Origin of the sequence: Streptomyces sp. NPDC035033 (genome assembly GCF_040636735.1) — a bacterium.
Taxonomy (GTDB): Bacteria; Actinomycetota; Actinomycetes; order Streptomycetales; family Streptomycetaceae; genus Streptomyces.
The window spans coordinates 1-22,027 of record NZ_JBEZUZ010000059.1 but is presented as its reverse complement, the minus strand read 5'-3'; the positions used below and the strand labels follow the sequence as shown (position 1 = coordinate 22,027).

Below are 22,027 nucleotides of genomic sequence, written 5' to 3'. Positions count from 1 at the left end.
GGAAGCACCTGTGAGCAGCACCTTGAACAACGCGTTCGCGGACCGCCCGATCTCGCTCACCGCTCCGAGCGGGATCGACCGCGCCGCCCACCACCGCCTCGACGAGGCATGGCTCGCGGCGGCCTGGAGCCACCCGACCACCCGCGTCTTCGTGGTGTCGGGAGGCCAGGTGCTGATCGACGACCGCCCCGACGGCACCACCGAACTGGTCATGACCCCGGCGTTCGAGGCGCCGATGACCGAGACCCACCGCTACTTCCTCGGCACCGACGCCGACGGCGTCTCCTACTTCGCCCTCCAGAAGGACTCGCTGCCCGGCCGCATGGACCAGTCGGCCCGCCCGGCCGGCCTGCGCGAGGCCGGCCTGCTCCTGTCGCCGCGCGACGCGGGCCTGATGACCCACGCGGTCGCCCTGGAGAACTGGCAGCGCCTCCACCGCTTCTGCTCCCGCTGCGGCGAGCGCACGGTGATCGCCGCCGCCGGGCACATCCGCCGCTGCCCGGTCTGCGGCGCCGAGCACTACCCGCGCACCGACCCGGCCGTGATCATGCTGGTCACCGACGACCAGGACCGGGCGCTCCTCGGCCGCCAGGTGCACTGGCCGGAGGGCCGCTTCTCGACGCTGGCCGGCTTCGTCGAGCCGGGCGAGTCGATCGAGCAGGCGGTGGTCCGGGAGGTCTTCGAGGAGGCGGGCGTCACCGTCGGCGAGGTCGAGTACCTGGCCAGCCAGCCGTGGCCCTTCCCGTCCAGCCTGATGCTCGGCTTCTTCGCGCGGGCCACCTCCCCCGAGATCGAGGTGGACGGCGAGGAGATCCACGAGGCCCGCTGGTTCTCCCGCGAGGACCTGGAGGCCGGCTTCGCCTCCGGCGAGATCCTGCCGCCGTACGGCATCTCGATCGCCTCCCGGCTGATCGAGCTCTGGTACGGCAAGCCGCTGCCGAAGCCCGGCGACGTCGCCTGACCGTCCGCGGTCCCGGCCGGCCCCGTCAGCCCGTCGAGGGCGGCGGGGCCGCGCCGTCCCCGGGCGGCGGCAGCGGCCGCCCCTCGATCGCGGCCCTCACGTGCTCCTCGGTCACCGCCTCGTCGCCGTGCGCGGCGGCGAACGCCTGCACGCGGCCGAGCGGGGTGTCCGGCGGCGCCGGGCCCTCCACGATCGTGAAACCGAGGACCTGCGCCCAGAACGCGGCCCCCACCTCCTGCGGATCCTCGATGTCCATGCGCCGCACGCTACCGGCCGGCACCGACAAAGGGCCCCCGGCCGGTGCGGCCGGGGGCCCTTCGCCCGTGCGGTCGGGCGCGGTCAGGCGCCGAGCGCCTGCTTGACCTGGGCCAGGCTCGGGTTGGTCATGACGACCTCGGCGGCGCCGGAGGCGGGCACCACGCGGACGGTCGGGACGGTCTGGTTGCCGCCGTTGGCCTGCTCCACGAAGGCGGCCGACGCGGGGTCCTGCTCGATGTTGATCTCCGTGTACGCGATGCCCTCGCGGTCCAGCTGGCCCTTCAGCCGGCGGCAGTAGCCGCACCACTCGGTGCTGTACATCGTCACAGTGCCCTGCATGGCCAGGTGCTCCTCGGGTCGGGGGTCGGTACCGAAGGAAGAACGTACGCCACCCGGCCGGCCATTCCCGCGCCCCGGGTGACCTGTGCCGCTCCCGCCACCCGGCCGGTGGGACCGTACGACGGTACGACCGCGACCCCGGCCTGTGGACGACGCGCCGCACCGACCTCCCCCGACCTGGCAGCATGGCGGAGTGACAGCAGCAACCCACTCCCCTCTCTTCCCGCGGGTCCCGGAGACCGCCGACGCGGTGCTCGACGGGCTGGACCCGGAGCAGCGCGAGGTCGCCCTGGCCCTGCACGGTCCGGTCTGCGTCCTCGCGGGCGCCGGCACGGGCAAGACCCGGGCGATCACCCACCGGATCGCCTACGGGGTGCGGGCGGGCGTCCTGCCGCCCGCGAGCGTGCTAGCCGTCACCTTCACCAACCGCGCCGCCGGCGAGATGCGCGGCCGGCTCCGCCAGCTCGGCGCGGGCGGGGTGCAGGCCCGCACCTTCCACTCGGCGGCCCTCCGGCAGCTCCAGTTCTTCTGGCCGAAAGCGATCGGTGGCCCGCTGCCCCGGCTCGTGGAGCGCAAGGCCCCGCTGGTGGCCGAGGCCGCGGCCCGCTGCCGGCTCCGGCTGGACCGGAACGAGCTGCGGGACGTCACGGCGGAGATCGAGTGGGCCAAGGTCACCCAGACCGTGCCCGCCGACTACCCGGCGGCCGTCCTCCGCTCCGGGCGGGAGGCCCCCCGGGACCCGGCCGAGACCGGCCAGCTCTACGCGATGTACGAACAGCTCAAGGGCGAGCGCTCGGTCATCGACTTCGAGGACGTGCTGCTGCTCACCGTCGGCATCCTCCAGGACCGGCACGACATCGCCGAGCAGATCCGCCGCCAGTACCAGCACTTCGTCGTCGACGAGTACCAGGACGTCTCCCCGCTCCAGCAGCGCCTCCTGGAGCTCTGGCTGGGGGAGCGGGACAGCCTCTGCGTGGTCGGCGACGCCAGCCAGACCATCTACTCCTTCACCGGCGCCACCCCCGACCACCTGCTGGACTTCCGCACCCGCCACCCGCACGCGACCGTGGTCAAGCTGGTCCGCGACTACCGCTCCACCCCCCAGGTCGTGCACCTCGCCAACGGGCTCCTCGACCAGGCCCGCGGCCGGGCCGCCGACCACCGCCTGGAGCTGGTCTCGCAGCGCGAGCGCGGCCCCGAGCCCGTCTACGCCGAGTACGGCGACGAGCCCGCCGAGGCCGAGGGCACCGCCCGCCGGGTCCGCGACCTGATCGCCGCCGGCGTCCCGGCCGGCGAGATCGCCGTCCTCTACCGGATCAACGCCCAGTCGGAGGTCTACGAGCAGGCCCTCGCCGACGCCGGGATCCCCTACCAGCTGCGCGGCGCCGAGCGCTTCTTCGAGCGCCAGGAGGTGCGGGCCGCGATCGCCGCCCTGCGCGGCTCGGCCCGCTTCGGGGCGAACGACTCGCTCTTCGACGGCACCGAGGACCTCCCCACCCAGGTGCGAGCGGTGCTTTCCGGCCAGAACTGGACCAGCGAGCCGCCCGCCGGCTCCGGCGCCGCCCGGGACCGCTGGGAGTCGCTGGCCGCGCTCGCCCGGCTCGCCGACGACTTCGCCGCCGCCCGCCCCGCCGCCACCCTCTCCGACCTGATCGCCGAGCTGGACGAGCGGACGGCCGCCCAGCACGCCCCCACCGTCCAGGGCGTCACCCTCGCCTCGCTGCACGCCGCGAAGGGCCTGGAGTGGGACGCCGTCTTCCTGGTCGGCCTCACCGACGGCATGCTGCCGATCACCTACGCGAAGACGGACGCGCAGGTCGAGGAGGAGCGCCGCCTGCTCTACGTCGGCGTCACCCGCGCCCGCGTCCACCTCACGCTCTCCTGGGCGCTCTCCCGTTCCCCCGGCGGCCGCGCCTCCCGGGTCCCCAGCCGCTTCCTCAAGGGCCTGCGCCCCGGCTCCGGCACCCGCGCCGGCGGCCACGGCGCCTCCGGCGGCATCGAGCGCAGCGCCCCCGGCGGCCGCCCCGGCGAGCGCGCCCGCCGCCGCGCGCGCGGCCCCGTCCGCTGCCGGGTCTGCGGCGCCACCCTCACCGAGGCCGGCGCCATGAAGCTGCTCCGCTGCGAGGACTGCCCCTCCGACATGGACGAGGGCCTGTACGAGCGGCTGTACGCCTGGCGCGAGGAGCGGGCCCGCGCGCTCGGCCAGCCCGCCTATTGCGTCTTCACCGAGAAGACCCTCATGGCCATCGCCGAGCGGGTCCCCGCCTCCGGGGGCGAGCTGGCCATGATCGCCGGGGTCGGCGCCCGGAAGCTCGACCGCTTCGGAGCCGACGTCCTCGCCATCTGCGCAGGTGAAGAGGGTGTGCCGGAGGCGGAGGAGGTCTGATCGAAACTCGTGGGAAAAATAGTTTGCGCCCGCCCCGTCAAGCCCCATAGGTTCTTAACCACGCAGCAGCGGCTTCTTGGAAGCCCAGTCTTCGTGCTGTACTTGTCCAAATGAAAACCTGAGGGTCCGGCTCGCACCCGAGCCCTCCGAGACGCCGAGAGGAGGCGATTCCAGTGATCAGCAACATCAACACCAGCACCATCGTCAGCACCGCCAAAATGACCGATCGCTCGGTCGTCTCCGCCTGCTCGCTCGGCCTCTCCGCCTTCGCGCTCCTTGGCAGCGGTCTGCCCGTCACCGGTCTGTCCGGCCGCGGCATGTCCGTCATCGAGCGCGACGAGCGACCGACCAAGGCACGGGTGGCTGAAGAGGGCAAGGCCGGATTCGCGGCCTATGGCTTCGCGGCGGCCGGTGCCGGCAAGCAGCAGACGACGACGCAGCACCACACGATGTGGGCCTTCCGTGGGCTCGAACCCTGGAGTGATCCAGCCTGATCCGATCAGGCCGGCGCCTTCAGGGCCGCGGAACCCCACCCGGGATCCGCGGCCCTTCTGTTTGTCCCCGAACGGGGACGGCGGAGCGAAGGGGCCTCGGGACAAGACAACCCGGTACCAGCCGAAGACCCGGCCGACCGGCCGGAACGACCAGACGAGGAAAGACACCCGTGCAACTCGAAGCGCACGCCCCGTCCGTACCGCCTTCCGAAACGATCCCCCCGTCCGGCCTCACGGAGGACCCCGCCTTGACCCCCCTGACATCGCTCACCGCGCTCGACGACGCCATCGAGAACCTCGGCGTCCCCGTCCCGTGCCGCGCCTACGACCCGGAGGTCTTCTTCGCCGAGTCCCCGGCCGACGTGGAGTACGCCAAGTCCCTCTGCAAGACCTGTCCGCTGGTCGCGGCCTGCCTCGCCGGCGCCAAGGAGCGCCGTGAGCCCTGGGGTGTCTGGGGCGGCGAGCTCTTCGTCCAGGGCGTGGTCGTCGCCCGCAAGCGGCCCCGCGGCCGCCCGCGCAAGAACCCGGTCGCGGCATGACCGCCCTGACCTGGGAGGCACCCCACAAGGCCCCCAGGCGCACCGGAACGATCGACCACCCCCTCACGCACGATCCCCAGAAGCAGGCCCCGATGACCACGCCCGCCACCGAGCCCACCGGCTCCGCTACCCCCGTCTTCACCACCACCGCCGGTGCCCCCGCGCCGCGTCAGAACAGGACCCGTGACATGCAACTCATCCCAGAAGCCCTGGCCCGTGCCCATATGCACGACCGACAGCGTGAGGCCGAGGCGGAACGTCAGGCCGTGCGCCTGATCGCCGCCCGGCGCATGCAGCGCCGCGCCGAGCGCGTCTCGCTGCGCGCCCGCCGCGCGCTGGCCATGGCCGTCATGCACTGAGCGCCCCACCAGGCGTCCCCGCGGGGGCCGGTCCGAACGGACCGGCCCCCGCGGTGCGTTGCCCCGCCGCGGCGGCCCCGCCGGGCTATCGTCACGAGGATGAACGAGCCCCGCACCGCGGAGGAGCCCGTCGTCTGCGCCCGCTGCGGCAGGACCGCCGACGCCCTCCCGCTCACCTGGACCTGCTCCGTCGAGAACGGCCGCCGCCAGTACTTCTGCGAGGAGTGCGCCCGCGCCAACATCCGGGCCATCGAGGGCCGCCTCGACTCCTCCTGGTGGTGACCGGCCCTCAGGCCGCCGGGTCGAAGCCGGGCAGCCAGGCGTTCAGCTCCTCCCGCAGCCGGACCGTCGCGTTCAGCTGGCACAGCACCCCGATCGTGGACAGCGTCACCCGGTGGATCAGCAGGTACGACGGCGGCAGGTTCAGCTGCCGCCCCAGCTGGTGCGCGGGGGAGCGGGGGTCGGCGATCCGGGCCGCCTGCGTCCGCATCCAGCCCCGGCTGAAGAGGAAGGACTCCGCCTCGGCCGGCTCGATGATCGGCAGCAGGTACTCCAGGACCTCGTCCGGGTCGAGCGCCACCGACTCCTTCACGAAGCCCTCCGCCCGCAGCAGCGCGTACACCGGCCCGGCCTCCCCGGCCAGCGCCATCCGCAGACAGGTCCCGATGGTCTCCGGCAGTCCGCCCGGCAGCCGGTCCACCGTGCCGAAGTCGAGCACCCCGAGCCGCCACCCCGCCGGATCGTCCACCCCGTCACCGGCGGCCGGCAGCAGCCGGAAGTTCCCCGGGTGCGGATCGGCGTGCAGCAGCCCCGTGCGGGCCGGACCGGAGAACAGGAACCGGGCGAGGAGCTGCCCGGCCCGGTCCCGCTGCTCCTGGCCGCCCCCCGCGATCACCTCCGCGAGCGGGATCCCCTCCATCCACTCGGTCACCAGGACCTGCTCCGCCTGGTGCACCACCGCCGGCACCACCACGTCCGGATCGTCCGCGAAGACCTCGGCGTGCTCCCGCTGGGCCCGCGCCTCCAGCGCGTAGTCCAGCTCCTCCGAAACCCGGTCCCGCAGCTCCGCGATGAGCGGCTTCACCTCGATCCCCGGCACCAGCGGACCGAGGAGCCGGGCGAACCGGCTCAGCTGCGCCAGGTCCGCGAGGAGGGCCTCCCCGGCGCCCGGGTACTGCACCTTCACCGCGACCTCGCGCCCGTCGTGCCACACCGCCCGGTGCACCTGCCCGATCGACGCGGCCGCCGCCGGCTTGTCCTCGAACTCCAGGAACAGCTCGCGCCATTCGTCGCCGAGCCGCTCCGCCAGGACCGCGTGCACCGTCCGCACCGGCATCGGCGGCGCCGCCTCCTGAAGCTTCGTCAGCGCGGCCCGGTAGGGACCGGCGACCTCCTCCGGCAGCGCCGACTCGAAGACCGACAGCGCCTGGCCGAACTTCATGGCCCCGCCCTTGAGTTCGCCGAGCACCTTGAACAGCTGCTCCGCCGTGCGCTCCTGCAGCTCCCGGGCGACGAACTCGGCCGACTTGCCCCCGATCCGCTTGCCCAGGCCCCAGGTCGCGCGGCCCGCGAAGCCCAGCGGCAACGCGGCCAACTTGACGGTCCGGGTGACCGCCTTCCGGGGAAGATCAGACATGCGCCCCTCCAATTCCCAGCCTGCCGTGCCGCGCAGGGCTGCGCCCCGCCATTGTGGACCGCGCCTCCCCGGCTGCCGAGGCGCCCGCCCCCACCCTGCCGCGTGCGGCCCCGCAGGGACAGGGCGGGTGGGGCACCAGCCGCTCCGGGCGCCACCCCAGCGACGGCAGCGCCGCCTCCCAGCGGGTCCCCGTGGAGGCCGGGAGCTCCCCGTCCAGGAAGGCCAGCGCGTGCCCGGCGGCGAGCCCCGCCACCGCCGCCGCCAGCGCCACGTCACAGGCCGGCAGCGGATGCGGCGCGCCCGAACGCCACTGCGCGAGGAGCCGCGGCCAGGCCGGGTCCCGGTCCGTCGCCTCCTCCTGGAGGCAGCGGGCGCAGGCCGTCCCGCCCGGCAGCACCAGCGGCCCCACCACTCCCGTCGCCTCCAGCACCCCCGCGTACAAGTGGGGTGTGCCCGCCGCCATCCACGGCTCCGCCGCCACCGGGTCCGGCACCAGCACCCCCAGCCCGTCCCGGTCCGTCACCACCACGAGGGACACCGGCACGCCGCCGTCCCCGTCACCCGGTCCGGTCCGGCGGCCCGCCCGCCGCGCGGCCACCGGGCCGCGCGCCCAGCGCCCCACGAGCCGCCGGGCCGCCGCCACCCGCCGCTCGCCGACCGCCTCGGCCGGCAGCCCGCCCGGCGCCGTCTCCCACGGCTCGACCCGGCCCCCGTCCACCACCTCCACGCCGCCCACCCCCGCCGCCGCGAGCAGCGCCGCCACCATCGCGCCCACCCGCCCGGCGCCCCGCACCCGCACCCGCAGCTCGCGCCGGGCCGCCAGCGTCCGCAGCGCCCGCTCCGGCTCCGGGCACACCACCGACAGCGAGGCCAGGTCCGCCCGCAGCGGATCGAGCGCCGTCTCCGCCGCCCCCGCGGCCGGCCCGGCCCTGCCCGGCCGCCCGGCCCCGGCCTCCACCAGGAGCCCCGCCGCCGCGAGCCGCCCGAGCAGCGCGTCGAGCCGCCCCTCCGGCAGCCCCAGCTCCGCCGCCTCCGCCCGCAGCAGCGCGGTCCCGCGCGTCCCGTCCATCAGCCCGAGCAGCCGGCCCGTCGCCGCGTCCACCGGGTCCAGCACCACCGCGTGCGCCGGCGCCACCCCGTACTGCGCGCACGTCAGACTCCGCCACGCCCGGCGCAGCGCCGGCTTCACCATCGGATGCATCCCCGCCCCCGTCCTCTCCCGCGTTCCCGACCAGGCTGCCCGCCGGAGCGGAACGGTGCGGAAAGTTGTCCACAGGACCGCCGGAAAGTCCTACGGGACGAAAGTCGTACGGATCGTGTCGTGCGGCTCGTGCGGTGGGGTTCCGCCGGAGGGGATTCCGCCGGGCGCGCCGGGTACGGTCGACCCCGTGTCAGTCGAGATCCGCAGGAGCGCCCGCCGTACCCGATCCGTCTCCGCCTACCGCGAGGGGGACCGCACGATCGTCCTCATCCCGGCCCGGATGTCCGAGGCCGAGGAGCGCCGCTGGGTCGGCGTGATGCTGGAGAAGCTCGCCGCCAGGGAGAAGGACAGGGAGCGCCGCAGGAGCCTGGGCGACGGCGAGCTGGCCGAGCGCGCCCGGCGGCTCTCGGAGCAGTACCTCGACGGCCGGGCCCGCCCCGCCTCGGTCCGCTGGGTCACCAACCAGAACAGCCGCTGGGGCTCCTGCACCCCCGCCGAGGGCAGCATCCGACTCTCCCACCGGCTCCAGCCGATGCCCGAGTACGTGGTCGACTACGTCCTCCTGCACGAGCTCGCCCACCTCCTCGTCCCCGGCCACGGCCCCGGGTTCTGGCGGCTCCTGGAGGCGTACCCGCGCACCGAGCGGGCCCGCGGCTACCTCGAAGGAGTGGAAGCCGCCCTCCGCCTCCCGCCCCCGGAGGCCGGGGCGCCCGCACCCTGACGTCCGGTTTCCCGATTCCGTACCGGAATCGCCCCGGCCTGTCTCAATGTCGTCCCCAGCGGTTAGCCTGGCGCGAGTCATTCGCCATCGGATGGGGGACGGTCGTTACGCATGGCCAGGGAATTCCAACGCGGCCACAAGGCCAAGATCAGTGATCTGACCGCGGGCACCGATCTGTACGTGGGCGTGCAGATCGCGGCTCCCGGGCTGACCTTCGACATCAGCTGCTTCGGGCTCGACGCCGACGAGCGCCTGTCGGACGACCGGTACTTCGTCTTCTTCAACCAGCCGAAGTCGCCGGAGGAGTCCATCCAGCTGCTCGGGGCGCAGGCGGGTGACACCGAGTCCTTCCGGGTCACCCTCGACCGGATCCCCCCGCAGATCCACAAGCTCTCCTTCACCGCCACCATCGACGGCGACGGCCAGATGTCGCAGATCGGCCCCGGCTGGATCCGGATCGTCGCGGGCGGCGAGGAGGTCGCCCGGTACGCCTTCACCGGCGCGGAGTTCTCCACCGAGCGCGCGGTCATGCTCGGCGACTTCTACCTGAAGGACGTGTGGCGGTTCGCCGCCGTCGGCCAGGGCTTCGACGGCGGCCTGGCGGCCCTGCTGCGGAACTTCGGCGGAGAGGTCCTGGAGGAGGAGCAGCCCGCGGCCCAGCCGCCCGCCGCCCCCCAGCAGGCCGCGCCCCCGGCCTTCGGCGCCCCCGCCCAGGCCGCGGTGCCCCCGGCCTTCGGCGCGCCCGCCGCCCCGGCCCCCGCGCCCGCCCCGGCCCCCGCACCCGCGCCCGCCTTCGGCGCCCCGCCGGCCCCGGCCCCCGGCTACGGCCCGCAGGCGCCGACGCCGCCGCCCGCCCCGCAGCCGGTGCACACCCAGCCCACCATGGTCGCCCCGCTCGCCCCCGCCCCGGTGCCGCCGCCGGCCCCCGCGCCGGGCGCCCCCGGCCCGTACGGACAGCCCCCGCAGGCCCCCTACGGGCAGCTCCCGGGCCAGACCCCGCCGCCGGGCACCCCCTACGGCCAGCCGCCCCAGGCCCCGTACGGCCAGCAGCCCGGCTACGGTCAGCCGGCCCCCTACGGCCAGCAGCCCGGCACGCCCCCCCAGGGCGTCCCGCAGGGCGCGCCCGCGACCGGCGCCGGACTCGCCGCCGCGCTCGCCCCCTTCAAGGAGACCGCCACCGGCGCCCGCTGGACCCCGCAGAACCAGCAGCTCATGCGGGTCGACCTCAGCATGGGCGGCACCCCCGTCCTCGCCCGCCAGGGCTCCATGGTCATGTACCAGGGCAAGGTCGACTTCTCCTACAAGGGCGCCGGTTTCGCCGGCCGCATCGTCGGCAACGCCACCGGCCAGGAGATGCAGCTGATGCGCTGCTCCGGCCGCGGCCAGGTCTTCCTCGCCGAGAACGGCGCCCATCTGCACCCGATCGAGCTCCAGGGCGACGCCATCTGCGTCTCCGCGGAGAACGTGCTCGCCTTCGACGAGTCCCTCCAGTACGAGGTCCGCCGCATCGAGGGCCACGGCATCCCCGGCGGCGCCCTGTTCACCATGCAGTTCCAGGGCACCGGCACCGTGATCGTCAAGACCCACGGCGTCCCCGTCGTCCTGCCGGTCACCCCGACGACCTTCGCCGACTGCAACGCGGTCGTCGCCTGGTCGGCCGCCTCGCAGGTCATCCTCTCCAGCCAGGTCCGCCTCCGGCGCAACGCCTACCCGGGCCACAGCGGAGAGACCGTGAACCTCCAGTTCCGGGGCGCCCCCGGCAACTTCATCGTCGTCCAGCCGTACGAGGTCTGAGGGAGCCCGACACCATGAACCAGCAGCTCGCGGGCTACGCCCCGACCCCCATCGCGGCCCGCATGGAGAACCATGGCCGCACCATGCTCAAGGTGGCCATGGCCACCGGCCAGGACCTCTACGCCCGGGCCGGCTCGATGGTCGCCTACGAGGGCTTCATCAGCTACGAGCCCAACCCGCCGGCCGTCCGCCAGGTCGCCAAGGAATGGGCCACCGGCGAAGGCGCGCCGATCATGAAGTGCACCGGCGACGGCCTGCTCTACCTCGCCGACTACGGCGCCGACGTCGTCGTGATCAACCTCCAGAACGACTCGGTCTCCGTCAACGGCACCAACCTCCTCGCCTTCGACGCCCACCTCCAGTGGGGCGTCGAGCGGGTCAAGGGCCTCGCCAAGTTCGCCGGCCAGGGCCTGTTCAACGTGGAGATCGCCGGCACCGGCTGGGTCGCGCTCACCTCGCGCGGCACCCCGATCGTCGTCGACTGCGGCCGCGGCGAGGACGAGACCTACGTCGACCCCGACGCGCTCGTCGCCTGGTCGCCGAACCTCAAGGTCAAGGGCAAGCGCAGCTTCAAGGCGTCCTCCCTCATCGGGCGGGGCAGCGGCGAGGCATACCAGATGGCCTTCTCGGGCCAGGGCATCGTCGTCGTACAGCCGAGCGAGGACAGCACCGACCGCCTGCGGGTCCGGGGCTGAGGGGGAGCGAGAACACATCATGCAGAGCCCGCTTTTCAACCACGCCGAGCAGCAGAGCCAGGAGCGGTACGTCGTCCAGAACCCGCAGCTGCTGCGGGTCAGCCTCACCGGCCACGACGACGTCCTCGCCCGCAAGGGCGCCATGGTCGCCTACCAGGGCCTCGTCGACTTCGACGGCGAGTACCAGTCCAGCAGCCAGCGGCAGGCCCGCGCCCGCACCGGCGAGGGCCTCGACCTGATGCGCTGCTCCGGCCAGGGCACGGTCTACTTCGCCAACCTGGCGCAGTACATCCACGTCGTCGAGGTCGACCACGAGGGCCTCACCGTCGACAGCGCCTACGTGCTCGCGCTCGACACCAGCCTCCACACCGAGGTCATCGCCGTCGACAGCCAGTACGGCGTCTCCGGCACCGGCAAGTACCAGCTCAACATCACCGGCCGCGGCAAGGTCGCCCTCATGACCTCCGGCCAGCCGCTGATGCTCCAGGTCACGCCCGACAAGTACGTGAGCGCCGACGCCGACGCGATCGTCGCCTGGTCCACCTCCCTGCGGGTCCAGATGCAGGCCCAGACGCACAACAGCAGCGTCCGCAGCCGCCGCGGCAGCACCGGCGAGGGCTGGGAGCTGAGCTTCCTCGGCCAGGGCTTCGCCCTCGTCCAGCCCAGCGAGATCATGCCCCCGCAGAACGCGGTGATCGGTCAGGGCGCCGCCGCCCAGTTCGGCGTCGGCCAGCAGGGCGCCCGCGGCCAGAACCAGAACAACGCCTGGAACTGAGCGGCCCGACCGACGGCGGAGGGCCCCCGGGAGACCGGGGGCCCTCCGCCGTCGCCGTCACCTCACAGACGGGCCAGCGTGCCCTCCACCAGCCGCACCACCGAGGCGTCCGCGACGGCGGCCACCTCGTCGTACGCGAACCACCTCAGGTCCAGCGACTCCTCGCTGATCCGCGCCACCCCGTCCGCCGGGGCCAGCGCCGCGTACTGCACGTCGAGGTGCCAGTGGCAGGGCGCCGGGATCGGATGCCGGTCCAGCCGCACCGGGCCGCCGGGCAGCAGCGCCAGCCCCTCGATCCCGGACTCCTCCGCGGCCTCCCGCAGCGCCGCCGCCTCGACCGTCGGATCGCCCTCCTCGCAGTGGCCGCCCATCTGGAGCCACATGCCGAGCTTCTTGTGGAGGGTCAGCAGCACCCGGCCGCGCGCGGGGTCGATCACCAGCGCGCTGCTGGTGAGGTGACCCGCCCCGCACGGCTTGTACATGCCGTCCGGGTGCGCCGCCAGGTGCTCCAGGTAGAGCTCGCGCAGCTCGGGCTGGCCCTCGTACCCCTTGAGGACGAGGACCGCGTCGTCGTGCAGGCTCACTCCCCGGAACCGTCCTCGCCCTGCTCGCCCCGGTCCTTCTTGCCCTCGGCCGCCTCGCCGAGCATCTTGTCCAGCTCGGAGAAGTCCAGGTGCTCGCGGTGGACGAAACCGTCGGGGTCGTCGAGGTCGGTCGCCGTCGGCAGCATGTCGGGGTGCTCCCACAGGGCGTCACGGCCGTCCACGCCCCGCGCGTCGGTGAGCGACGCCCACAGCCGGGAGGCGTCCCGCAGCCGGCGCGGGCGCAGCTCCAGACCGATCAGGGTGGCGAAGGTCTGCTCGGCCGGACCGCCGGTGGCCCGGCGCCGGCGCAGCGTCTCGCGCAGCGCGTCCGCCGAGGTCAGACGGGTCTTGGCGGCCTCGTGGACCACCGCGTCCACCCAGCCCTCGACCAGCGCGAGCGCCGTTTCGAGCCGGGCCAGGGCCGCCTTCTGCTCGGGCGTGTCCTGCGGCTGGAACATGCCGGACTGGAGGGCTTCCTGGAGCTGCTCCGGGTGGGTCGGGTCGAGCTGGGAGACGGCCTCCTCCAGCTTCGAGGTGTCGACCTTGATCCCGCGCGCGTAGGACTCGACCGCGCCGAAGAGGTGCGCCCGCAGCCACGGCACGTGCGCGAAGAGGCGCTGGTGGGCGGCCTCGCGCAGGGCCAGGTAGAGCCGCACCTCGTCGGAGGGCACGCTCAGGTCCTTGCCGAAGGACTCCACGTTCAGCGGGAGCAGCGCGGCCCGGCCGGCCGGGCCGAGCGGCAGGCCGACGTCGGTCGAGCCGACGACCTCGCCCGCGAGCGCGCCGATGGCCTGGCCGATCTGCTGGCCGAACATGGCGCCGCCCATCGACCGCATCATGCCGATCAGCGGGCCCGCCATGGCCTGCATCTCCTGCGGCAGCACGTCGCCCATGGCCGTGCCGACCCGCTCGGCGACCGGGTCCACCAGTTCCTTCCACGCGGGCAGGGTCGCCTCGACCCACTCCGCGCGGCTCCACGCCACCGCCGTGTTCGCCCCGGAGGGCAGCGAGGTGGCCTGGTCCAGCCACAGGTCGGCGAGGCGGACCGCCTCCTCGACCGCGGACTTCTCGGCCGGGCCCACACTGGCGTCCTTGACGCCGTCGGCGGTGCCCTGGGCCACCGCCTGGCGGGCGATCTGCTTGGCCATGTCCCAGTTCACGGGACCGCCCTCGTAGCTGAGCATCTGCCCGAGCTGCTGGAAGGCCGCGCCCAGGTCCGTCGGGTTCATCGACCCGAACATCGCGGCGAACGGGTTGTCCCCGCCGCCCTGGCCGCCCATGCCGGGGATGCCGAAGCCGAACGGGTTCGCCCCGAACGGGTTGCCGCCGCCCTGGCCGCCGGACCCCTGGCCACCTCCGGCGGGGTCCTTCTTCTTGCCTTCGTCGCCGTCCTCCGGCTCCTCCGGCGGAAGGCCGAATCCGAATGGGGTGTCACTCACAGGTTTCCTCGGCTCCTAGGGCCACCGGCCTCCTGCCGGTGGCGACTGCCCGCTGCACAACACCAGCGTAGACATCCGCGTCGGATATGGGCTCAAGTCTCCGCCGGGCCGTGCCCTGCGGCAGGATGGACGCCACCTGGTCCGTACGCGTCATCCGCGTACGTACTGAAGACAACCACTGGAGTCGGTCGGTGAGTTCCCCAGATCCGCAGGTTCGCGGAGCGCGAAACCACTCAACCCGGTCCGCCGCGCGCGGCCCCGTCGTCGCGGTCACCGGCGCCGCCACCGGTGTCGGCGCCCTGCTGACCAGGCGTCTCGCCGATTCGGACGAGATCCGCCGGGTCATCGCCCTCGACGAGCGGCGCGGCGAGGTCCCGGAGGCGACCTGGCACGTCCTCGACGTGCGGGACCCGGCCATCGCGGAGAAGCTGCGCGGCGCCGACGTCGTCGTGCACCTCGCCGTCGACCTCGACCTGGAGACCGACCCCGCCGCCCGGACGGCCTACAACGTGCGCGGCACCCAGACGGTCCTCACGGCCGCCGCCGCGGCCGGCGTCCACCGGGTCGTGCTGTGCACCTCGACCATGGTCTACGGCGCCCTCCCCGACAACGACATCCCGCTCTCCGAGGACGCCGAGCTGAGGGCGACCGCCGAGGCGACCGGCGTCGGGGACCTCCTGGAGATCGAGCGGCTCGGTCGCCGCGGCTCCCGCGCCCACCCCGGCCTCAACGTGACCGTGGTCCGCCCGGCCGTCCTCGTCGGCGGCACGGACACCGCCCTGACCCGCTACTTCGAGTCGCCCCGGCTGCTCGTCGTCGCCGGCTCCCGCCCCACCTGGCAGTTCTGCCACGTGGAGGACCTGGTCAGCGCCCTGGAGTACGCGGCCCTGGAGAAGGTCGACGGCGAGTTCGCGGTCGGCTGCGAGGGCTGGCTGGAGCAGGAGGAGGTCGAGGAGCTGTCGGGGATCCGCCGCATGGAGCTGCCCTCCGCGGTCGCCCTCGGCGCCGCCGCGCGGCTGCACCGGATCGGCCTCACCCCGTCCCCGGCCGGCGACCTCGCCTACACCATGCACCCGTGGGTGGTGAGCGTCGGCCGGCTCCACGACGCGGGCTGGCGGCCGAAGTGGACCAACGAGGAGGTCCTCGCGGCGCTCCTGGAGGAGGTCCAGGGCCGGCACACGGTCGCGGGCCGCCGGCTGGGCCGCAAGGACGCCACGGCGGCGGGCGCGGCGGGCGCCACGGTGGCCCTCCTGGGCACCGCGGCCCTGGTGCGGCAGATGAGGAAGCGGCGCGGCCTGTAGGACCCTCCTACCCGGGGCCCCGGTCCACCGGTCGAAAACGCTATTCCGGGATGTCGGCGGCGTGCGGCACCATGGACCGCATGACCACGACGCACGACCACCCCGGTGAGCAGGCCGCGGCCGACCCGATCAAGCTGCTCGCGATCCGCGACACCCCGCTCTCGGTCGACGAGGTCTTCCGGGCCGTCGGGGACGACGCCGCGGGCGGCACGACCCTGTTCGTCGGCACCGTGCGCAACCACGACGGCGGGGCCGACGTCGACAGGCTGGGCTACTCCTGCCACCCCAGCGCCGAGGCCGAGCTGCGCCGGGTCGCCGAGAAGGTCGTGGCGAACTATCCGGTCCGCGCCCTGGCGGCCGTCCACCGCGTGGGCGACCTCGTGGTGGGCGACCTGGCGGTCGTCGTCGCCGTCTCCTGCCCCCACCGCGGCGAGGCCTTCGAGGCCTGCCGCAAGCTGATCGACGACCTCAAGCACGAGGTCCCCATCTGGAAGCACCAGACCTTCTCGGACGGCACCGAAGAGTGGGTCGGAGCCTGCTGAGCCCTCGCCCCGAGACTGGGGGTCCCCCCGGACGGAGTCTGGGGGAGGGTGGGGGCCTGCTGAGCCCTCGCCCCGAGACCGGGGGTCCCCCCGGGGCCCCGTTCGGGGTGGCAAGGCGACGCGCCGACACCCCGTAGTCGAACGCCCGATTTGCGTAACCGCCCCCCAGGCCCGAGCGTTGTTGGCACAGATGAATAATCTGCTGATCAACTCACTGGGGATGGGAGGTCGGGATGGCAGCGCTGGCCTGGTTGCTGATTCCGCTTTTCGCAGTCGTCGGCGCGGCGATATGGGGAAGCTGGGTCCAGAGGAACAAGACCATAGGCGACGTGGCCGAACTCGCCGGCTACGCCCGCTTCAGGGACGCCATGGAGCGTGCCCACCCCGGCGCCCCCGATCCCGCCGCCCCGCTCCGCCCGGTGCACGAGGCCGCCCCCGCGGAGTCCTGACGCCCCCCCGGCGCCCCTCCCGGCGGCGTCCCGTACGGCCGCCCCAGGGGTGCGCGCACAGGCGAGTCCCGTACTGTCGTTCCATGCCACGCCGCACCGCGACGATGCTCGCCTCCACCCTGGTCCTGATCTGCCTGCTGATCGCCGGCGTCCTGATCCCGGTGCCGTACGCGGAGATGAGCCCCGGGCCCACGGTCAACACGCTCGGCGAGGCCCGCGGCGAGCCGGTCCTCCAGATCTCCGGCCGCAAGACCTACCCGACCGACGGCCACCTCAACATGACCACGGTCAGGGTCACCAGCGCGGACTACAAGATGAACGCCGTCGAGGCGGTCTACGGCTGGCTGACCCACGACAGCGTGGTGGTGCCGCACGACACCCTCTACCCGGACGGGAAGACGGAGGAGGAGTCGAGCCAGGAGAACGCGGAGGAGTTCTCCCAGTCGCAGGAGAGCGCCAAGGTCGCCGCCCTCGACGAGCTCGGCATCCCCTTCACCACGCGCGTGGTCGTCGCCTCCGTCGTGAAGGACTCCCCGTCGGAGGGCACCCTGCACGCCGGGGACGTGATCAAGGCCGTCGACGGCGCGGAGGTGACGAAGCCGGCCGACGTCGCCGCCCAGGTCACCAAGCGGAAGCCGGGCGAGAAGGTGGAGTTCACCATCGTCCCGGCCAAGGAGGCGGCGGCCGCCGAGAAGGCGCACAAGGAGGCCACCGTCACCCGGAAGGTGGCCGTCACCACCGTGAAGTCCGAGGAGGGCGACCGGGCGATCGTCGGCATCCAGGCCGGCACCGACCACGTCTTCCCGTTCACCATCGACATCAAGCTGGCCGACGTCGGCGGCCCCAGCGCCGGCCTGATGTTCGCGCTCGGCATCGTCGACAAGCTGACCCCGGAGAGCCTGACCGGCGGCAAGTTCGTCGCCGGCACCGGCACCATCGACGACGACGGCAAGGTCGGCCCGATCGGCGGCATCCAGATGAAGCTGGTCGGCGCGCGGAACGCGGGCGCCGAGTACTTCCTCACCCCGGCCGACAACTGCGCCGCCGCGGCCGCCGACACGCCCGACGGCCTCACCCTCGTCAAGGTCGACACCATCGACGACGCGACGAAGTCGCTGGAGAGGCTCCGCGAGGGCGACACGGCGAACCTGCCGAGCTGCTCGAAGGGCTGAGCCGGCACGCGACCGGCTCAGCGCCCCGTACCGCTCAGCCCTCGAAGGTCGCCGCGAGCGCCTCGGCGAGCCCCGGCACCAGGTCCGGGCCGGTCAGCACCTCGGTCGGCGAGTCCTTCTCGCGCAGCCGGATCGCCGCCTCCCGGGCCCCGCTCCGCAGCACGGCCACCGTCATCCGGACCTCCTGGCGGTCCGGGTGGCGGGCGACCCACTTGTTCAGCGCGGCGCCGCTCAGGTCCTTGGGGACCTGGGCCTCCGCCGACGGCGGCAGCATCAGCCGCTCCACCGTCAGGGCGCAGCCGGCCACCGCGTCCGGCCAGGCGATCGTGCCGAGGAACTCGTCCAGCGGCTTGCCCGCCGGAATCTCCTCCTGCTCGATCGGGGTGTAGGCGGTGGCGTCCTCGCCGAGCTTCAGCGAGGGCGCCTGGGCCCGCAGCCGCGCGGTGTCGACCAGGGCGAAGAGACGGGCGGGCCGGTCCCAGCCGAGACCCGAGGCGTACTCGTCGATCTCGAGCACCGCGCGGGTGAGGGGACTGGAGGCCATCGGCGGGCCCGAGGGGGAAAGGTTGGACATGACCAATATCCTGCCTCCTCTTCCCCCGGAGACGGGAACTAGGTAAAGCGTCGGTAAGTTGCACCAGTGGGCCCTACGATCGCGGGGCCCGCTTTCCGACGCATCAACACCGAGGGGCGCACGTTGGCTTTCCAGATGCCGGACCGTGGCGGAGGCCCGTCCGGGCCAAGGATCAGAGTCGGCCGGCCGTCCCGGCGGGCCCGCACCCTGCTCATGACGCTGGGCGTGCTGGCCGTCCTGGCCATGGCGTTCGTGATGTTCGCCGGGTTCTGGACGGACTGGCTCTGGTACCGATCCGTCCACTACTCGTCCGTGTTCACCACCACCCTGTGGACCAAGATCGGGCTGTTCGCGGTCTTCGGCCTCCTCATGGCCCTCGTCGTCGGCCTCAACATCTGGCTGGCGTACCGGCTGCGGCCGCCGCTCAGCGCCATGTCGCTGGAGCAGCAGAGCCTCGACCGGTACCGGATGGGCGTCGCCCCCTTCAAGAAGTGGGTGCTGCTCGCGGTCACCGCCCTGGTGGGCCTGATCGCCGGCGCCTCCGCCTCCGGCCAGTGGCGCACCTGGCTCATGTGGGTCAACGGGGTGGACTTCGGCGAGAAGGACTCCCAGTTCGGCAAGGACGTCTCGTTCTACGCCTTCGACCTGCCCTGGTACCGCTTCCTGCTGGCCTTCGGCTTCGCCGCCGTGGTGCTCTCCCTGATCGCCGCGGCGATCACGCACTACCTGTACGGCGGACTGCGGGTCACCAGCCCCGGTGCCCGCGCCACCGCCACCGCCACCGGCCACCTCTCGGTGCTGCTCGGCGTCTTCGTCACCCTGAAGGCCGTGGCGTACTGGCTCGACCGGTACGGCCTGGCGGTGAAGTCCAGCGACTTCAAGGCCACCGGCAACTGGACGGGCCTGCGGTACGTCGACGCCAACGCCTACCTGCCGGCGAAGACGATCCTCTTCTGCATCGCCGTCATCTGCGCCGTGCTCTTCTTCGCCACCCTGTGGCGCCGCACCTGGCAGCTGCCGGTCATCGGCTTCGGCCTGATGGTGCTCTCCGCCGTCCTCATCGGCGGCCTGTACCCGGCGATCGTGCAGAAGTTCCAGGTCCAGCCGAACGAGCAGGCCAAGGAAGCCCCGTACATCCAGGAGAACATCGACGCGACCCGCAAGGCGTACGCGATCGACGGGACCAAGCTGGAGAACTACTCGGGCAAGTCGACGGTCAAGGCCAAGGACAAGCTCCGCTCGGACGCCGACACGGCGGCCGCCTACCGCCTCCTCGACCCGAACATCGTCTCCCCGACCTTCCAGCAGCTGGAGCAGAAGCGGAAGTACTACCAGTTCCCGACCACGCTCGACGTGGACCGCTACCAGGGCCAGGACGTCGTCATCGGCCTGCGCGAGCTGAACATCCGCGGCATCCCGAAGCGGAACTGGATCAACGACCACTTCACCTACACCCACGGCTACGGCGCCATCATGGCCCGCGGCACCCAGACCGACGCCAACGGTTCCCCGATCTTCACCGAGTCGGGCCTGCCGACCACCGGTGAGCTCGGCACCTACCAGCAGAAGATCTACTACGGCGAGAAGACCGACCAGTACTCGATCGTGGGCGGCCCCCAGAAGGAGCTGGACTACGAGGAGAACGGCGAGAAGACCACCAGCTACGAGGGCAAGAGCGGCGTCAGCCTGGAGAACGCCTTCAACCGCGCCGCGTACGCGGTGGCCTTCAGCGAGCCGCAGATCCTCTACTCCGGGGCCATCGGCGACGGCTCGCGGATCCTGTACAACCGCACGCCCAAGCAGCGCGTCGAGGCCGTCGCCCCCTGGCTGACCATCGACGGCGACGCCTACCCGGCCGTCGTCGGCGGGCGCATCCAGTGGATCGTCGACGCCTACACGACCAGCAACGGCTACCCGTACGCCTCGCGGACCACGCTCGGCGACACCACGGCCGACTCGCTGACCGTCGGCAACCAGCAGCGCGCGGTCGTCGCCCAGCAGAACCAGGTCAACTACATCCGCAACTCGGTGAAGGCCACCGTCGACGCCTACGACGGCGCGGTCACCCTCTACCAGTGGGACACCGAGGACCCGGTCCTCAAGACCTGGATGAAGGCCTTCCCCGGCACGGTGAAGCCGAAGGCGGACATCAAGCCCGACCTGCTGGAGCACCTGCGCTACCCGCAGGACATGTTCAAGGTCCAGCGCGAGCTGCTGACCCGCTACCACGTCACCGACCCGGCCCAGTTCTACAGCGGCTCGGACGCCTGGCAGGTGCCGGACGACCCGACCAACAAGGACAACGTGGCCGTGCCGCCGTACTACCTGAGCATGAAGATGCCCGGGGACGCGGAGCAGCGCTTCTCGCTGACCACGACGTTCACCCCCAACGGCCGGCCCAACCTGGGCGGCTTCATGGCGGTCGACGCCGACGCCACCAGCAAGGAGTACGGCCGGCTGAGACTGCTCCGGGTCACCGAGGACGTGCCCGGCCCGGCACAGGTGCAGAGCAAGCTCAACGGCCTGCCCGACGTCGCCACCTTCGTCCGCGACATGAAGGGCGCCGACTCGGACATCCAGTACGGCAACCTGCTCACCGTGCCGCTCGACGGCGGGTTCCTGTACGTGGAGCCGGTCTACGCCCAGGGACGGAACGCGCTCTACCCGCTCCTGAAGAAGGTCGCGGTCTCCTACGTGGACGCCGACCAGCCGGACGGCGACACCACCAAGGACACCACGGTGTTCGAGAACAACCTCACGGACGCCCTCAACGCGGTCTTCGGGGTGGAGGGCACGGCGCCGCCGACCCCGCCGGACACCGACGAGCCGACCGAGCCGCAGCCGCCGGCCTCGGCGGACGCCGCGCTGAAGCAGGCCATCGCCGACGCCCAGAAGGCGTACGACGCCGGTGAGGCGGCGCTCGCGAAGGGCGACTGGGCGGCCTACGGCAAGGCCCAGGACGACCTCCGGGCCGCGCTGGAGAAGGCCGCCGAGGCGGGCGCCAAGATCCGGCCCGAGGGAGGCTCCGGCAGCTGACCTGCGGGCTTCACCCCGCGTCGTGATAGTGTGACAACACCGACGCGGGGTGGAGCAGCTCGGTAGCTCGCTGGGCTCATAACCCAGAGGTCGCAGGTTCAAATCCTGTCCCCGCTACTGACACGAGGGCTCGGATCCATAAGGATCCGGGCCCTCGTCGCGTGTCGGGGTGACGGGGAGCACCGAAGGGCGGTACGGAAGGGGCGAGTTGAGGCGGGACGTGTTTGACTTGTCTCTCTGTGGGCATGTCGACAAAACGCTGAGGTGACCTCACGGGCTGCGGTATACCGGGTGTGCGCGGGTTGCGGGTGGTGCGACGATGGTATTTATGGGGGACAGGGCAACTCTGTTGGAGACAGGGCGGTTTGTGCAGCGGCACGCCAGAAATGCCGCGGACGAGATCATCGAGGCAGTGGCGGCCGTCGATGCGGTCGCCGACACCACCGCCAGGACCGGGAGCCTCCCGGACGCCGGACCGGAGACCGAGGCCGAGACCGAGGCCGAGACCGAAGCCCGGCACCGCAGGGCCGCCGAGCGCGGTGACACCGACGCGATGAGCGCCCTGGGCGCCCTGCTGCTGCGCCGCGGCGACCTCGACGGCGCCGAGCCCTTCCTGCGCGGCGCCACCGCCGAGGGCGACCGGGCCGCCGCCAACAACCTGGGCGTCCTGCTCCACCAGCGCGGCTACCCCGACGAGGCCGCCGGCTGGTGGCGGGTCGCCGCCCCGAGGAGATAACGGCGCTATGCCGAAGAACAAGACGCACTCCGGTGC

The 22,027-nt window shown here is 72.9% G+C and carries 22 protein-coding genes, 1 tRNA gene and 1 pseudogene; 17 read left to right on the top strand and 7 right to left on the bottom strand.

Going from position 1 to position 22,027, the window contains the following annotated elements:
• The first annotated feature begins 10 nt into the window (after window positions 1–10).
• Window positions 11–961 (top strand): NAD(+) diphosphatase, encoded by a 951-nt coding sequence (nudC, locus tag AB0E83_RS22935; RefSeq protein ID WP_362114826.1) that lies wholly within the window; start codon window positions 11–13, stop codon window positions 959–961.
• A 25-nt stretch (window positions 962–986) separates the two neighbouring features.
• On the opposite strand, the gene AB0E83_RS22930 is transcribed toward nudC, so the two are convergent.
• Together AB0E83_RS22930 and AB0E83_RS22925 are read right to left on the bottom strand one after the other, a co-directional pair.
• Window positions 987–1,217, bottom strand: coding sequence for a hypothetical protein (locus AB0E83_RS22930; protein ID WP_362114825.1), 231 nt, complete (start codon window positions 1,215–1,217; stop codon window positions 987–989).
• An 83-nt stretch (window positions 1,218–1,300) separates the two neighbouring features.
• Window positions 1,301–1,558, bottom strand: a complete 258-nt coding sequence (locus tag AB0E83_RS22925; RefSeq protein ID WP_362114823.1) for a mycoredoxin — start codon at window positions 1,556–1,558, stop codon at window positions 1,301–1,303.
• A gap of 193 nt (window positions 1,559–1,751) precedes the next feature.
• On the opposite strand from AB0E83_RS22925, the gene AB0E83_RS22920 reads away from it, so the two are divergent.
• The 5 genes from AB0E83_RS22920 (at window position 1,752) to AB0E83_RS22900 (ending at window position 5,618) form a co-directional block, all read left to right on the top strand.
• A complete protein-coding gene (locus AB0E83_RS22920; RefSeq protein ID WP_362114820.1) occupies window positions 1,752–3,944 on the top strand; it encodes an ATP-dependent DNA helicase UvrD2 in 2,193 nt (730 codons plus the stop codon).
• Between the two features lie 176 nt (window positions 3,945–4,120).
• Entirely contained in the window at window positions 4,121–4,438 is a 318-nt protein-coding gene (locus tag AB0E83_RS22915) for a hypothetical protein (RefSeq protein WP_362114868.1), read from the top strand.
• Between the two features lie 170 nt (window positions 4,439–4,608).
• Window positions 4,609–4,977: a WhiB family transcriptional regulator gene (locus AB0E83_RS22910; protein WP_362114817.1), complete on the top strand. Its 369-nt coding sequence runs from the start codon at window positions 4,609–4,611 to the stop codon at window positions 4,975–4,977.
• Entirely contained in the window at window positions 4,974–5,336 is a 363-nt protein-coding gene (locus tag AB0E83_RS22905; RefSeq protein ID WP_362114814.1) for a hypothetical protein, read from the top strand. The genes AB0E83_RS22910 and AB0E83_RS22905 overlap by 4 nt, the downstream gene beginning before the upstream one ends.
• A 99-nt stretch (window positions 5,337–5,435) precedes the next feature.
• Window positions 5,436–5,618: a hypothetical protein gene (locus AB0E83_RS22900; protein WP_362114811.1), complete on the top strand. Its 183-nt coding sequence runs from the start codon at window positions 5,436–5,438 to the stop codon at window positions 5,616–5,618.
• 7 nt (window positions 5,619–5,625) lie between these two features.
• Here AB0E83_RS22900 and AB0E83_RS22895 read toward each other — a convergent pair whose 3' ends face one another.
• Together AB0E83_RS22895 and AB0E83_RS22890 are read right to left on the bottom strand one after the other, a co-directional pair.
• Window positions 5,626–6,972: an AarF/ABC1/UbiB kinase family protein gene (locus tag AB0E83_RS22895; protein ID WP_362114808.1), complete on the bottom strand. Its 1,347-nt coding sequence runs from the start codon at window positions 6,970–6,972 to the stop codon at window positions 5,626–5,628.
• Window positions 6,965–8,173, bottom strand: coding sequence for a TOMM precursor leader peptide-binding protein (locus AB0E83_RS22890; protein ID WP_362114805.1), 1,209 nt, complete (start codon window positions 8,171–8,173; stop codon window positions 6,965–6,967). The genes AB0E83_RS22895 and AB0E83_RS22890 overlap by 8 nt, the downstream gene beginning before the upstream one ends.
• Window positions 8,174–8,360: 187 nt before the next feature.
• On the opposite strand from AB0E83_RS22890, the gene AB0E83_RS22885 reads away from it, so the two are divergent.
• The 4 genes from AB0E83_RS22885 (at window position 8,361) to AB0E83_RS22870 (ending at window position 12,158) form a co-directional block, all read left to right on the top strand.
• The gene (locus AB0E83_RS22885; RefSeq protein ID WP_362114802.1) at window positions 8,361–8,894 is read left to right on the top strand and encodes a M48 family metallopeptidase; all 534 of its coding nucleotides are present in this window, start codon (window positions 8,361–8,363) and stop codon (window positions 8,892–8,894) included.
• 111 nt (window positions 8,895–9,005) lie between these two features.
• The gene (locus AB0E83_RS22880; RefSeq protein WP_362114799.1) at window positions 9,006–10,688 is read left to right on the top strand and encodes a TerD family protein; all 1,683 of its coding nucleotides are present in this window, start codon (window positions 9,006–9,008) and stop codon (window positions 10,686–10,688) included.
• A 14-nt stretch (window positions 10,689–10,702) separates the two neighbouring features.
• Complete coding sequence (locus AB0E83_RS22875; protein WP_362114796.1) at window positions 10,703–11,383, top strand: AIM24 family protein; 681 nt, start codon at window positions 10,703–10,705, stop codon at window positions 11,381–11,383.
• A 19-nt stretch (window positions 11,384–11,402) separates the two neighbouring features.
• Window positions 11,403–12,158 (top strand): AIM24 family protein, encoded by a 756-nt coding sequence (locus AB0E83_RS22870; RefSeq protein ID WP_362114793.1) that lies wholly within the window; start codon window positions 11,403–11,405, stop codon window positions 12,156–12,158.
• A gap of 62 nt (window positions 12,159–12,220) precedes the next feature.
• On the opposite strand, the gene AB0E83_RS22865 is transcribed toward AB0E83_RS22870, so the two are convergent.
• Together AB0E83_RS22865 and AB0E83_RS22860 are read right to left on the bottom strand one after the other, a co-directional pair.
• The gene (locus AB0E83_RS22865; protein ID WP_362114790.1) at window positions 12,221–12,742 is read right to left on the bottom strand and encodes an NUDIX domain-containing protein; all 522 of its coding nucleotides are present in this window, start codon (window positions 12,740–12,742) and stop codon (window positions 12,221–12,223) included.
• Window positions 12,739–14,181, bottom strand: coding sequence for a zinc-dependent metalloprotease (locus AB0E83_RS22860; RefSeq protein WP_362114787.1), 1,443 nt, complete (start codon window positions 14,179–14,181; stop codon window positions 12,739–12,741). The genes AB0E83_RS22865 and AB0E83_RS22860 overlap by 4 nt, the downstream gene beginning before the upstream one ends.
• A gap of 191 nt (window positions 14,182–14,372) precedes the next feature.
• On the opposite strand from AB0E83_RS22860, the gene AB0E83_RS22855 reads away from it, so the two are divergent.
• From AB0E83_RS22855 to AB0E83_RS22840, 4 genes are all read left to right on the top strand, one after another.
• Entirely contained in the window at window positions 14,373–15,482 is a 1,110-nt protein-coding gene (locus AB0E83_RS22855) for an SDR family oxidoreductase (RefSeq protein ID WP_362114784.1), read from the top strand.
• A gap of 80 nt (window positions 15,483–15,562) precedes the next feature.
• Complete coding sequence (locus AB0E83_RS22850; RefSeq protein ID WP_362114781.1) at window positions 15,563–16,024, top strand: molybdenum cofactor biosynthesis protein MoaE; 462 nt, start codon at window positions 15,563–15,565, stop codon at window positions 16,022–16,024.
• A 233-nt stretch (window positions 16,025–16,257) separates the two neighbouring features.
• Window positions 16,258–16,473 (top strand): hypothetical protein, encoded by a 216-nt coding sequence (locus tag AB0E83_RS22845; protein WP_362114778.1) that lies wholly within the window; start codon window positions 16,258–16,260, stop codon window positions 16,471–16,473.
• A gap of 83 nt (window positions 16,474–16,556) precedes the next feature.
• Entirely contained in the window at window positions 16,557–17,645 is a 1,089-nt protein-coding gene (locus AB0E83_RS22840; RefSeq protein ID WP_362114775.1) for a PDZ domain-containing protein, read from the top strand.
• A gap of 34 nt (window positions 17,646–17,679) precedes the next feature.
• Here AB0E83_RS22840 and AB0E83_RS22835 read toward each other — a convergent pair whose 3' ends face one another.
• Complete coding sequence (locus AB0E83_RS22835; RefSeq protein ID WP_362114773.1) at window positions 17,680–18,219, bottom strand: PPA1309 family protein; 540 nt, start codon at window positions 18,217–18,219, stop codon at window positions 17,680–17,682.
• Between the two features lie 135 nt (window positions 18,220–18,354).
• On the opposite strand from AB0E83_RS22835, the gene AB0E83_RS22830 reads away from it, so the two are divergent.
• The 3 genes and pseudogenes from AB0E83_RS22830 to AB0E83_RS22820 all read left to right on the top strand — a co-directional run.
• Window positions 18,355–21,255 (top strand): UPF0182 family protein, encoded by a 2,901-nt coding sequence (locus AB0E83_RS22830; protein WP_362114770.1) that lies wholly within the window; start codon window positions 18,355–18,357, stop codon window positions 21,253–21,255.
• A 43-nt stretch (window positions 21,256–21,298) separates the two neighbouring features.
• Window positions 21,299–21,372, top strand: a tRNA-Met gene (locus AB0E83_RS22825).
• A 202-nt stretch (window positions 21,373–21,574) separates the two neighbouring features.
• Window positions 21,575–21,979: pseudogene (locus AB0E83_RS22820) on the top strand (tetratricopeptide repeat protein); the annotation flags it as partial.
• Window positions 21,980–22,027 lie beyond the last annotated feature (48 nt).

Coding starts and splice junctions, on each gene's coding strand:
- AB0E83_RS22845 (WP_362114778.1), top strand. CDS start 16,258: ATGGCAGCGCTGGCCTGGTTGCTGATTCCGCTTTTCGCAGTCGTCGGC.
- AB0E83_RS22875 (WP_362114796.1), top strand. CDS start 10,703: ATGAACCAGCAGCTCGCGGGCTACGCCCCGACCCCCATCGCGGCCCGC.
- AB0E83_RS22895 (WP_362114808.1), bottom strand. CDS start 6,972: ATGTCTGATCTTCCCCGGAAGGCGGTCACCCGGACCGTCAAGTTGGCC.
- AB0E83_RS22835 (WP_362114773.1), bottom strand. CDS start 18,219: ATGTCCAACCTTTCCCCCTCGGGCCCGCCGATGGCCTCCAGTCCCCTC.
- AB0E83_RS22905 (WP_362114814.1), top strand. CDS start 4,974: ATGACCGCCCTGACCTGGGAGGCACCCCACAAGGCCCCCAGGCGCACC.
- AB0E83_RS22900 (WP_362114811.1), top strand. CDS start 5,436: ATGAACGAGCCCCGCACCGCGGAGGAGCCCGTCGTCTGCGCCCGCTGC.
- AB0E83_RS22925 (WP_362114823.1), bottom strand. CDS start 1,558: ATGCAGGGCACTGTGACGATGTACAGCACCGAGTGGTGCGGCTACTGC.
- AB0E83_RS22880 (WP_362114799.1), top strand. CDS start 9,006: ATGGCCAGGGAATTCCAACGCGGCCACAAGGCCAAGATCAGTGATCTG.
- AB0E83_RS22830 (WP_362114770.1), top strand. CDS start 18,355: ATGCCGGACCGTGGCGGAGGCCCGTCCGGGCCAAGGATCAGAGTCGGC.
- AB0E83_RS22890 (WP_362114805.1), bottom strand. CDS start 8,173: ATGCATCCGATGGTGAAGCCGGCGCTGCGCCGGGCGTGGCGGAGTCTG.
- AB0E83_RS22850 (WP_362114781.1), top strand. CDS start 15,563: ATGACCACGACGCACGACCACCCCGGTGAGCAGGCCGCGGCCGACCCG.
- AB0E83_RS22930 (WP_362114825.1), bottom strand. CDS start 1,217: ATGGACATCGAGGATCCGCAGGAGGTGGGGGCCGCGTTCTGGGCGCAG.
- AB0E83_RS22840 (WP_362114775.1), top strand. CDS start 16,557: ATGCCACGCCGCACCGCGACGATGCTCGCCTCCACCCTGGTCCTGATC.
- AB0E83_RS22870 (WP_362114793.1), top strand. CDS start 11,403: ATGCAGAGCCCGCTTTTCAACCACGCCGAGCAGCAGAGCCAGGAGCGG.